The sequence below is a fragment of the Stenotrophomonas sp. CASM114 genome, assembly GCF_049384325.1.
Taxonomy (GTDB): domain Bacteria; phylum Pseudomonadota; class Gammaproteobacteria; order Xanthomonadales; family Xanthomonadaceae; genus Stenotrophomonas; species Stenotrophomonas muris.
Window position 1 is genome coordinate 225,652 of sequence record NZ_JBMRGJ010000002.1, and the last position, 11,800, is coordinate 237,451.

An 11,800-nucleotide genomic window follows, 5' to 3' on the forward strand; every position below is an offset into this window, starting at 1 on the left:
CCAAGATGACTTGACTAGGCAGTATGACCGTGGCGTTCGTGCACCGATCCGAGTGGATCATATACCGCAATGGCCGCCTTCGCTGGGTAGAAGAGCCGCGTCCATCCCTGTGCCACCTACCATGTTGCAGAACAAAAAGGGCCTCCAGCAATGGGCCATCTTTGCTGCGCGTGCATCAGCCAGGTCTTCCTGCCGCGAATCCCATGGCATGGCCTAGCCCATCCTGTGCAGCGCGCGCGATCTGGCGTGCGGCAACGATCAATCCGTCCCGATGGAAGTCACCGAGTTGATCCTGCGGATCGCCATCCAGGCGCGCACGTTCGGCGGCATGCAGTAGATCCAGTACGGCATTCAAAGCGGCCAGCGAGCGGTCGAGCGAGCCGAAGCCTGTGGCGCTGAGTGTCTGCGGGGTACATGCGCGCCCGGCTTGGTCATCACCGGCGCGGATGGCATCGAGGCAGGAAAGGAACGTTGGGCGCGAAGGCGGCAGCAGTCGCTCCGCTAGAGCGCATTCGATCTCACGCGCAAGGTCTTCGGGCACGTCGGCTGCGACGTCGCCGATAAGCGCGTGCAGGCGGGGATGGATGGCGGTTCGGTTGGTCATGGCGAAACCCTCACTGGCGTAGGGCCACCTTCTGGAGTGAAGGTGGCGGACGGTGCGGGTTGGCGTGCCAAGGCAAACAAGCTTCAAGGGAGAAGAACGCCTGGCGGATCTTGCGATCCCCACGCACCGCCCGCCATTGAGGGCAGTCGGTGCATTCTCTCAACTGCGATTTCTCTCGCAGTCCTTGAAGCCTGTTCGTTTATTCGAGACGCCAATCCCGGCCAAGGCGTCTTGCCTCGGCGCGGCGATCTTCAAGCCGGGCCATCACATCAGTCTGTAAGGAAAGTTCTCAACTGGCCCTAGGCAGGCCAGACGTTTTCCGATGTGTGCCGTCGGACACCTGCGAGTAGTGCGGCCCATCACTGATGGCGCACATCGCCGCCCCTGCCGACCGTGCACGAGACGACTCCAGAGCGGCGCCGCCACGGCAATCGCGTCACCCTGCGCGGCGAGGCGGGACCATGCCACGCATGGAGCCAGAGGGTTCCATCCCTGCGCTGTCCCGCCGCCCCGGGCAGGCGTAGTCTCAGCCCGTTGCCGTGCCCATCCACTCTGGAGTGCCACCATGCCGCTCGCCCGCATCGATCTTCGCAAAGGTAAATCCGCCGACTACCTGCAACGCGTCGGCGAAACCATCTACCAGGCCATGCGCGCGGTGGGGGTGCCGGAAAATGATCGCTTCCAGATCTTCCAGGAACACGCGCCCGGCACGCTGATCCACGACCCCGGCTACCTGGGCGTGGATCGCACCGACGACTTCATCTGCATCCAGATCACCTGGAACGAAGGGCGCACGCTGGAGCAGAAGAAGGCGTTGTACCTGGGCATTGCCGATGGCCTGCATGCGGCGGTGGGTATCCGCCGCGAGGATGTGTTCATCAACCTGGTGGAGGTGAAGAAGGAGAACTGGTCGTTTGGCAATGGGCAGGCGCAGTACGTGAGTTGATGCGGGAACGGTGCCTGCGCCTCACGCGGTTTGGTCAGGCCATGCGCGGCGACGCCTGCTGTTGTGCCTGTTGCTCGTCCTGCGCCAGCCGGCTTGCGTCGCGGGATTGCTGCTGCACGTTGACCTGCTGATACAGCGTGTCCGCGTCGCCCTGCTGCGTATCGAGCAGGGACAGGCGCTGGCGATTGGCGGCAGGGTCCGGCGAGGCGGTGTCGCCGCTGCGATGCAGGAATACGTAGCCGGGTGCCTCGGCGGTGCTGTTTGAACTGAATGCCACCTGCAGCGTGTCCTTTTCGCTGAAGCCGGCCTGCACCGCCGCGTGGGTCAGATGGCCGGCCAGTCGTTCGTGCTCCTGTCCGGGGGGCAGTCCCTGCTGTTCGCTGGCCTGGGCGAGTGCGGTACGCACTTTCTGGTCCAAGGCATGAAGGCTGTGCCCCGGTGCGCGCGCGTCCGCAGCCAGACGCTCGCCCAAGGGGCCATCAATACCATCGGTTTCGCTGAGCAGACGCTGCTTCAAGCTGCGCTCGGGCAGGGGATGGGTGGTGGTGCGGTTGAGTTCGCTGTTGGGGAAGGGCGGTTCAATGCTGTCCACGCCATGGATGTTGCGCAGGGGGCGATAACCGTCCTTGCCCTGTGACGGGACGCCCAGCGGAATGCGGACGTCTGGCAGCAATTGGCCGACGGGGCCGCCGATGCTGTTCACGTCCAGGCTGTGCTTGCGCTGGATGCCGGCATGATTCAATGCGTCCCAGGTGAAGTCCACGCAGTTGTGACGCACGTCGGCGTAGTGCTTGCTGAAGCCGTGCGCCACTGGATCGTCGCCGAACGCCTTGAGCTTGTTGTACTGGGCTTCGGTGATTTCGATGGTACGGACATGGGCGGGGTCCTTATAGACTTTCACGTCGTCTCTGACGATGCGCCCGGGACCATTCATGCTGCCATGCTCGACGGGTGCGAAGCCGAAACTCTGCGCCGCTTTACCTGGAGCGTGCAGAACGTAGAACATGTGGCCAGGCCCGGAAGTATCAGGAGTGCCATCGGGCGTCAGCTGCTGCTTTCCCGAATCGGGATCGAGCAGTGGGGTGCCGGGTGCGGCAATGACAATGTCCAGGCTGTAGCGGGGCTTGTTCATGGAAACTCCTTCGTTCCTTCGAATGAATGGTGTCACTTCCCTGCAGGACGCGAGGCGTGGACGACTAGCCTTGCCGAATAGTCTTGCAGTCCTGATATGGCATGGACCGTTTGAATCTGCAGCCGGTATCTGCTGTCGAGCTCCAGCGGCAGCGCTGTCACGTTCAGGAGGTAGCTGCCGTCGCTGCCTGATGCGAGCGAGGCATAGCGCCAGCTCTCAGAGTGGTGCCATGAGGGGAGCGGCTCAACACCGTTGCGCGCGCGTGCCTGATAGCTGTCCTGTGTTGCAATCTCCTGCCAGGTAGTACCTTCCCGACGCTGCAGGGATACTTCGAATGGGATGTTGATACTTGCTATATCGGGCGTGCCCGTTGTAGCTGGACTTCGCCGCTGCAGTTCCAGTTCCACCGCATAAGTGCGGTAGCTGGCAAAATTGCGCGCCGTGGTTTCGAACTCGAACTGCACCTGCTGGCCCGGCGTGTCCACGGCGATGGGCTGTGAGAGTTCCAGCGGCTCTGGCGGTGGGGGCGGCCCCTTGTCGGCACAGGCGGCAAGCAACGCGGTCAGGCCGAGCAGGCTGATGCGCAGCCGGTGTGTGATGCGAGTGGTCATGCGGATCCCTCTGGCTCCTTGCCGTGGCCATCTGAACCCTAACGTTGGCGAGGCGGGGCCTGCAAGCGTAGGGACCGCGGTGCGGTGCATTCACATGTCGCCGCTGGAGGCGAGCCCCTGCGTCACCGTGTCGCAGGGGCCAAACCCTGAACGGGGTCCAAGGTTGGCTATGGCCCCGTAGAATGGCGGCGTGCGCCATTCTGTTCTCCACCGCCGGTTCCAGGCCCTGGCATGGCTTGCCATGCTGCTGGTGCTGCTCGCCCCGCTGGTGAGCCGCTGGCTGGCGCATGGTCACGTGGCTGCCGCTGCGCCGGTGGCGGCCATGGACCACGCAATGCACGCAGAGCACGCGCTGCACGCGATGGAAGGGCACCACGACCATCACGCAATGGCCATGCCGCACGGCGGGGCCACGAAGAAGCCGCCCGCCGATCCACATGCCGATCATGAGATGGGTGTGGACTGCGATTACTGCCTGATCGCTGCACGGCTGATCACCCTGCTGGTGGCGGCCGTGCTGCTGTTGGCGCCGATGGCACCGGTGTGCCGCGCACTGCGCGGCGCGGTGCGGGCGTTGCCGCAACGGATCAGCGGCACGTTGGGCGCGCGTGGGCCGCCGGCCTTGATGGCCGCCTGAGCCGCACGCGCGCTGCATTGAACGTTCTTCCATGAGGTTGCCGGCCACGGCCGGTGCCCGCACGCGCGTGTCTGTCCCTTTCTGATTGCTGCCCTGCCATTGCGGGGTGGCCTTGCATGCCGTGAAAAAATGAAAACGAACCCCAACTCCGCGCGCCTGCGCCGGGCGACGCTGCCTGTCCTGTGCGCGTTGCTCCTGCACACCGCCCCCGTACTTGCCGCTGACGCGGCTCCACCGACCACGCTGGATACCGTGCGGGTGGTCGATACCCGCAGCGGTGAACTGTCGTCCACCGCCAGCGCGGGCTCTGCGTTGGGCCTGAGCGTGCTGCAGACACCGGCCAGCCTGACGGTGATTTCGCGCGAGCAGCTGGAGCAACGCGGCGACAGCAACCTCAACGATGCGATCAGCCGGGCGGGTGCGATCAGTGCCATGCCGCATCCGGGCAATGGCCTGAGTGCGCTGTCCAGCCGCGGCTTCACCGACGGTGCCTCGGTGATGCGGCTGTACGATGGGCTGCGCCAGTACGGCGGCGTGGGCATCACGTTCCCGTTCGATACCTGGTCGATCGAGCGCATCGAAGTGCTGCGCGGCCCGGCCTCGGTCATCCATGGCGACGGGGCGATCGGCGGCGTGATCAACATCGTGCCGAAGAAGCCCACGCGCGGCGCCATCGAGAACCAGATCAGCATGACCGTGGGCAGCGAGGACACCGCGCGCCTGGGCTTCGGCAGTGGTGGCGCGCTGACGCCTGAGCTGGCCTATCGGGTTGATGTGAGCGGCAACTACAGCGGTGGCTGGGTTGATCGTGGACGCAACAGCGACGCGACATTCTCCGGTGCGTTGCTGTGGCAGCCACGTGCGGACCTGCAGCTGATGCTCACCCATGCGCAGGGCTACCAGCAACCGATGCGCTACTTCGGCACGCCGCTGGTCGAGGGCCGCCAGCTGGAGGCGCTGCGCCACCGCAACTACAACGTGGACGACAGCGAGATCCGCTTCCGCGACCGCTGGACCCAGCTCGACGCGCTGTGGACACCGAACGCGAACGTGGAATGGCGAACCCGCGTCTACCAGATCGACAGCCAGCGTGATTGGCGCAATGCCGAGGCCTATGTCTACAACCGCGCTACCGGCCTGATTGATCGCTCGGGCAATACCGAGATCACCCACAACCAGGACCAGACCGGACTGACCTCGACGCTGCGCGTGCTGGGCAATGTGGGCGGTTGGGCGAACAGCTTCGCGGTGGGCCTGGATGCCAACCGCGCGCACTTCAAGCACACCAACAACACCTATGCCGGCAGCTCGGGCCCGGTCGATCCGTTCGATCCTGTCCCGGGCCAGTTCGCCAGCGACGCGCCGAACCTGCCGCGCTACCGCAACCTTGCCGAGCAGTACGCGCTGTTCGTGGAAGACCGGCTGGCGCTGAGCGAGCGCTGGTCGGTGCTGGGTGGCCTGCGCCACGACCGCGCGCGCATCGATCGCACCGATCTGATCAGTGGCCAGAATGCGTTCTCGAAGACCTACAGCAGCACAGGCTGGCGTGCGGGTACGGTACTCGCGCTGCAGCCGACGCTGAGCCTGTATGCGCAGTATTCGCAGGCGGCGGACCCGGTCAGTGGCCTGCTGATGATCAGCCCGGCCAACGGCGCCTTTGACCTGGCCAAGGGCCGGCAGATCGAGGTTGGCCTGAAGCAGGCCTTCGACGGTGGCGAGTGGACGCTGGCGGCGTATCGCATCCGCAAGACCGGGCTGCTCAGCCGCGATCCGCTGGTGCCGGATCGCCGGGTGCAGGTGGGCGCGCAGACCTCGCGCGGTATTGAAGCGTCGTTGAACTGGAACTTCGCGCCGCGCTGGTCGCTCGATGCCAACGCGACGGTGCTGAAGGCCGAATTCGAGGACTTCCTGGAAACCACGGGTTCGCCGGCGGTGTTGGTGTCGCGCGACGGCAACGTGCCGCCGAACGTGGCCGAGCGCCTGGCCAGTATGTGGTTGAGCTGGCAGTTCGCGCCGGACTGGAGCGCGGCGGGTGGCGTTCGCTATGTCGGCAAGCGCTACGCCGATAATGCCAACACGCTGGAGTTGCCCGGTTACAGCACCACCGACCTCGCCCTGACCTGGCAGGCGGCACCGCACACGCGGCTGTCCGCGCGATTGTTCAACGTGTTCGACAAGGGGTACTACGCCACCGCGTACTACACCAGTACGCAGTGGTTGCTGGGTGCGGACCGGCGCGTCGAATTCACCGTCGACCATCGCTTCTGAGGGCGCTGGCGATGACGATGCGTTCCACCGCCAAGCGCTGGACCTACCTGGTGCATCGCTGGCTGGGCATCGGCGGATGCCTGCTGATGCTGCTGTGGTTCGTCAGCGGCATGGTGATGCTGTTCATTGGTTACCCGAAGCTGACGCCCGGCGAGCGGCTGGCGGCGTTGCCGGTGCTGGGTGAGGCCCGCGACCTGCAGGGGCTGTCGGTACTGCCTGCCGCCGTGCAGGCCGAGCCGGAGGCTGTGGCATTGACCACGCTGCGTGGCGAGCCGGCGTATGTGGTGCGCAGTGGCAGCAACGTGGGCGCCTGGTCTGCCGTGACCGGCCAGGCGCTGCTGCCGGTGTCGGCACAGCGCGCCGAAGCATCCGCTGCGCAGTTCGCGGGCGGCCAGGCCTTCGTGGGTGCGATGCGCGTGAATGAGGATCGTTGGACGCATTCGCGTGCACTGGACGCGCATCGGCCGCTGTATCGGGTGGAGGTGGGCGGCGCGCAGCCGGGCGACCTGTATGTGTCCTCGCGTACCGGTGAAGTGGTGCTGGACGCTCCGCATGTGCAGCAGCGCTGGAACTATGTGGGCGCCTGGCTGCACTGGCTGTACTTCCTGCGCATGCAGTCGGTCGACCCGGTGTGGACGTGGGTGGTGATCGTGCTGTCCGCACTGTGTACGGTGGCGGCGATCAGCGGCATCGTGGTGGGCGTATGGCGCTGGCGTTTCCGTGGGCACTATCGTTCCGGTGCGAAGACGCCGTACGTGGAGTCGTGGATGCGCTGGCACCATCTGATCGGATTGTGTGCTGCGGCCTTCGTGTTCACCTGGATTTTCAGCGGCCTGATGTCGATGAATCCGCTGCAGGTGTTCAGCAGCCCGGCGGATGCGACGAATGCCGAGCGTTATCGCGGTGCGGTGGTGGCGCTGGATGATGCGCTGGCCCAGCCGCAGGCGTTGCTGGCCTCCGCGGCACGGGCGGGGTTTGCGCCGGTGGAGATCCAGTGGCGGCGTATCGATGGCCAGCTGTTTGCGGTGCTGCTGGACGGGCAGGGCGGTACGCGCATCGTCTCGCGCGTAGATGGGCAGCTGCAGCTTGCGAAGCAACTGCCGGTGGCGTGGCTGCAGCAGCGTGCACCGGTCTTGGGCACCGCACCGCTGCGTGCATTCACGATCCTGCATACACCGGATGCCTGGTTCTATCCCCGCGCGCCTGAGGCGATGAACGGTGCGGCGGTGCGGCGCTTCCCGGTGGCGGTGGCCGACTTCGGCGATGAACACGCCACGCGGGTGTACATCGATCTGGCCACCGGCGATCCGTTGCTGATCCTGGGCCATCGCGAACGCGTCGGCCGCTGGCTGTTCTACTTCCTGCACAGCTGGGACCTGCCGGGCATGCTACGGCAGGAGAACACGCGGCTGGGCGTGCTGTTGCTGCTGAGCGTCGCGGGTACGGGGCTGTGCGCGACTGGCGTGGTGATCGGCTACCGTCGCCTGCGGATGAAATTCGGCCGGCCGCGCCAGCGAAGGGGATGATGGCGGCCGGTCTCGCGTGGTGATACGCCCGTGCGTGATGATCGTTGCCACAGTCATTGTCATCCGCCTTCGCTATGATGGGTCGATCTGAAGTGGGTACGCATATGGAAGTACGACTCACGCGCGAGCAGGTACTCGCGCTTGCGCCGGATGCGGCGTCGGCCAAGGCCGGCGGCGGCCTGGCCATCGATGGCAAATGGGGCCTGCTGGGTGCCGATGACGAGGCGCTGTGGGGCGAATGCCAGGGCAGCGGTTCCAAGCCCTACCAGACCCAGGTGGACCTGGCCGCGCTGGTCAGCCGGTGTTCCTGCCCCAGCCGCAAATTTCCCTGCAAGCACGGGCTGGCCCTGCTGCTGTTGTATGCCGCCGGCAACCCGCGCTGCGTGCCACAGGCGCGACCGGCGTGGGTGGACGAATGGCTGAACGGACGCCGCGACCGCGCCGCGCGCAAGGAGGCTGCCGTGGAGGCGGCCGCTGTTGCGCCGCCCCCGGACCCGCAGGCGCAGGCTGCGGCTACCGCCAAGCGCGAGCAGGTGCGCTGGGGCCGCATCGAAGCCGGTGCAGCCGAGCTGCAGCGCTGGATTGCCGATCAGTTCCGCCAGGGCCTGGCCAACCTGCCCGCCGATTTCCACGCGCAGGGCCAGACCATGGTCGCGCGCATGATTGATGCGCAGGCGCCGGGGCTGGCCAGCCAGCTGGAGGCTGCGCTGGGCGAGGGCATACCGGGCCTGGCTGGCCTGGGCGAACTGGGCGCGCGGCTGGGGCTGCTGCAGCTGCTGACCCAGGCCGTGGCACGCCGTGCGCAGTACGAACCGGCGCGACTGGCCGACCTGCGCGCCGCGCTGGGCTGGCCGGTAGACCGCGAGGCGGTGCAGCGCGATGGCGAGGCGGTGCACGACCGCTGGCACGTGCAGGGGCAATGGCTGCTGGAACAGCCGGGCAACCTGGTCGAGCGCCGCGTCTGGCTGCATGGGCTGGACAGCGGGCGCAGTGCGCTGGTGCAGGATTTCAGCCACGGCGGTCGCGGCTGGCAGGAACAATGGCGCACTGGCAGCGTGCATGCGGCGCGGCTGCATTTCCATGCCGGCAGTGTGCCGCTGCGCGCTTTGGTGAGCGAATTCGAAGCGGCCCGCGCTGAAACCACCACGCCCCGCACCGATACCTTCGACGCGGCCTCGCAGGCGTACGCGCGCAACCCCTGGTTGCCGCAGGTGCCGATGCGCCTGCAGGACGTCCACATCGCCCATGACGGCACGCAGTGCTGGCTGCAGCATGCCGAAGGCGCGCTGCCGCTGCAGCTGCCGGGCCTGCAGGCGTGGGCGTTGATGGCGTTTGCCGGTGGTCATCCGGTGTGCGTGATGGGTGAGTGGGACGGCCAGGTGCTGTTGCCACTGTCGGCATGGAATGCGCGCGACGAGCGCTGGGAAAGGAGTGCCGCATGAACCAGGCCTGGTTGAAGCCGGCGTTGCTGGGCATTGACCGCCCGCAGGTGATTGCCGTGGGTGGCGCGCTGGATGTGCTGCTGCAGGCGGTGGCCGATGCGGACGAACCGGCATTGGCCTACAGCCGCCAAGTGGGCGTGCTCGCCGCCTGCGAGCGCGCCGCCGTGCGCACGGCCGCAGCGGTGAGCGTGCCGCCACCAGTGGCGGATGACCCACTGCAGTTGGCGGCCGACCACCCGTGGGTTGCGTTGCTGGCCACGGTGTTCCAGCCCGGCCAGTTCTCGCCTTGGGGCAAGCGGCTGCGGCTGCAGGCCTGCGCGCAGCTGGCCGCACACGGCCGGCACCTGCCGGTGGCGGTGCTGCCACAGGCGCTGGAGGCAGGCGCGCGCCTGGCCGTGCTGCGCGAGGCGCTGCGTGCGGTGCTGGGGGTGCGCGGTTACTGGCTGGCGGCCTGCAATCCGGAGTGGCGCTATGCGTCTGCACCGCTGGAAGCGCAGGCCAGCGCGGAGGAGGTCGAGCAGGTCTGGAAAGAGGGCACCAGCGAGGCACGCCTGGCCGTGTTCCAGCAGCAGCGCCTGGAGGATGTAGCGGCGGCGCGTACGCGGTTGCAGGACAGCCTGAAGGAACTGCCCGCACGCGAGCGTGCCGCGTTCGTGGCCGCGCTGCAGGCGGGCCTGGGCGCGGACGATGCGCCGCTGTTGCAGGCCTTGTTGAAGGACCGCAGCCGCGAGGTGCGCGCGCTGGCCGGGCCGATGCTGGCGCGACTGCCCGACTCGGCGCACGCGGCATACCTGCAGGCGCAGATGGCGGCGTTGCTGCAGCAGTCGCGCAGCGGCCTGCTGCGTCGCCTGGCGTGGACGCTGGAGGCGCCGGCCACGCTTGACCCGGGCTGGGCCGAAGCGGCGATCGACGGCAAGCGGCCCAACGGCGAAGTGCTGGGCGAGCGGGCCTGGTGGCTGTACCAGCTGGCGCGCCAGCTGCCGCTGGCCTGGTGGTGCCGGACGCTGGAAAAGCCGGCCGCCGAGGTCGTGGCCTGGGCGCGCGAGGGCGACTGGTACCAGGCGTTGCTGCGCGCGTGGCTGGAGCGCGTGGATGCCAGCGAACCGGAGTGGGTGGAAGCGCTGGTCGCGCTGAAGGAAACCCATGCGCGCAAGAGCGAGCTGCTGGCGTTGCTGCCTGCGGCGCAGCGCGAGCGGTACTGGCCGGCCAAGCTGCAGGACCTGATCGCACAGGGCCTGCTCGATGATGTGCTGGACAGCACCGGCGCGGCGCAGTCGTTGAGTGCGGCCTATTCGCAGGCGCTGGCCCCCAGCGTGGGCGCACTGTTCGGCGATGAACGCCTGCGCTACGACTACCTGCTGCGCGACCGCCTGCTGGAACTGCTGGCGGTGCTGCATCCGTCCACGCTGGCCGGCGTGCAGATCGCCGAGCCGCCGGCCACGGCCACCGACGCGATGCTGCACTGCGCGCAACAGGCGCGTGCGCTGCTGGCCCTGCGCCAGGCCCTGTATTCCCCCTTCTGATCGAACCCCTTACACACGGAGCCACCATGACCACTGCCGTCCTGCGCCAGCACGCCGAACACCAATACGCCGAGGAACTGGAGGAGCTGCGCCGCCAGGACAACCGCCAGCGCCCGGCCAACTGGACGATGTCGCCGTGGGCGGTCGTCACCTATCTGGTGGGTGGCACGCTGGACAACGGCTTCGTGGTCAGCCCCAAGTACATCGGTGACCGCCGGCTGATGGAAATCGCCGTGGCCACCATCGCCACCGACCGCGCGCTGCTGCTGTTCGGCGTGCCGGGCACGGCCAAATCCTGGGTGTCCGAGCACATGACTGCGGCCATCAGCGGTGATTCGACCCTGCTGGTGCAGGGCACCGCCGGCACCAGCGAAGAGCAGATCCGCTACGGCTGGAACTATGCGCAGCTGCTGGCCAACGGCCCCAGCGAAAAGGCCCTGGTGCCCAGCCCGATGATGAACGCGATGCGCCTGGGCAAGATCGCCCGCATCGAGGAACTCACCCGCATTCCTGCCGACGTGCAGGATGCGCTGATCACCGTGCTTTCGGAAAAGACCCTGCCGGTGCCCGAGCTGGGCAGCGAAGTGCAGGCCGTGCGCGGCTTCAGCGTGATCGCCACGGCCAACAACCGCGACAAGGGCGTCAACGAGCTGTCGAGCGCACTCAAGCGCCGCTTCAACACGGTCATCCTGCCGGTGCCGTCCAGCGAGGAAGACGAAGTGGCCATCGTGCTCAAGCGCGTGGGTGAACTGGGTACGGCGCTGGACCTGCCGGCCGAGCCGCCGGCGCTGCAGGAAGTGGCGCGCGTGGTGCGTATCTTCCGCGAGCTGCGCAACGGCGTCACCGAGGATGGCAAGTCGAAGCTGAAGAGCCCGACCGCTACGCTGTCCACCGCCGAGGCCATCTCGGTCATCAACAATGGCATGGCGCTGGCCGGCCACTTCGGCGATGGCGTGCTGCGCCCGGCGGACATGGCCGCTGGCATGATCGGCGCCATCGTCAAGGACCCGGTGCAGGACGCGCTGGTGTGGAAGGAATACCTGGAGACGGTGGTGAAGGAACGCAGTGAGTGGAAGGATCTGTACCGCGCCTTCCGCGAACACGCCTGAGC

Annotated in this window: 10 protein-coding genes; 7 read left to right on the top strand and 3 right to left on the bottom strand. The window is 67.1% G+C overall.

The features are described 5' to 3' along the window. Positions 1–175 precede the first annotated feature (175 nt). A complete protein-coding gene (locus VG566_RS03610; protein WP_014646194.1) occupies positions 176–604 on the bottom strand; it encodes a hypothetical protein in 429 nt (142 codons plus the stop codon). 565 nt (positions 605–1,169) lie between these two features. On the opposite strand from VG566_RS03610, the gene VG566_RS03615 reads away from it, so the two are divergent. Next, positions 1,170–1,550 (top strand): tautomerase family protein, encoded by a 381-nt coding sequence (locus tag VG566_RS03615; protein WP_014646195.1) that lies wholly within the window; start codon positions 1,170–1,172, stop codon positions 1,548–1,550. 34 nt (positions 1,551–1,584) lie between these two features. On the opposite strand, the gene VG566_RS03620 is transcribed toward VG566_RS03615, so the two are convergent. Next, positions 1,585–2,682: an XVIPCD domain-containing protein gene (locus VG566_RS03620; RefSeq protein ID WP_241884068.1), complete on the bottom strand. Its 1,098-nt coding sequence runs from the start codon at positions 2,680–2,682 to the stop codon at positions 1,585–1,587. A gap of 32 nt (positions 2,683–2,714) precedes the next feature. Continuing rightward, on the bottom strand, positions 2,715–3,293 hold the full coding sequence (locus VG566_RS03625) for a hypothetical protein (protein ID WP_032958533.1): 579 nt from the start codon (positions 3,291–3,293) through the stop codon (positions 2,715–2,717). A 241-nt stretch (positions 3,294–3,534) separates the two neighbouring features. On the opposite strand from VG566_RS03625, the gene VG566_RS03630 reads away from it, so the two are divergent. The 6 genes from VG566_RS03630 to VG566_RS03655 all read left to right on the top strand — a co-directional run bounded on the left by VG566_RS03630 (position 3,535) and on the right by VG566_RS03655 (position 11,798). Beyond that, the gene (locus VG566_RS03630) at positions 3,535–3,930 is read left to right on the top strand and encodes a DUF2946 family protein (RefSeq protein WP_014646198.1); all 396 of its coding nucleotides are present in this window, start codon (positions 3,535–3,537) and stop codon (positions 3,928–3,930) included. Between the two features lie 129 nt (positions 3,931–4,059). Then, positions 4,060–6,198: a TonB-dependent receptor gene (locus VG566_RS03635; RefSeq protein WP_164109387.1), complete on the top strand. Its 2,139-nt coding sequence runs from the start codon at positions 4,060–4,062 to the stop codon at positions 6,196–6,198. Between the two features lie 11 nt (positions 6,199–6,209). Next, positions 6,210–7,724, top strand: coding sequence for a PepSY domain-containing protein (locus VG566_RS03640; RefSeq protein WP_241884069.1), 1,515 nt, complete (start codon positions 6,210–6,212; stop codon positions 7,722–7,724). A gap of 104 nt (positions 7,725–7,828) precedes the next feature. Further along, positions 7,829–9,166, top strand: coding sequence for an SWIM zinc finger family protein (locus VG566_RS03645; RefSeq protein ID WP_049405062.1), 1,338 nt, complete (start codon positions 7,829–7,831; stop codon positions 9,164–9,166). Next, positions 9,163–10,689 carry a DUF5691 domain-containing protein gene (locus VG566_RS03650; RefSeq protein ID WP_241884070.1) on the top strand — a complete coding sequence of 509 codons (1,527 nt, stop codon included), beginning with the start codon at positions 9,163–9,165 and terminating at the stop codon, positions 10,687–10,689. Before VG566_RS03645 ends, VG566_RS03650 begins: the two co-directional genes overlap by 4 nt. Before the next feature lie 26 nt (positions 10,690–10,715). After that, positions 10,716–11,798 carry an ATP-binding protein gene (locus tag VG566_RS03655; RefSeq protein ID WP_049405058.1) on the top strand — a complete coding sequence of 361 codons (1,083 nt, stop codon included), beginning with the start codon at positions 10,716–10,718 and terminating at the stop codon, positions 11,796–11,798. Positions 11,799–11,800: the final 2 nt, after the last annotated feature.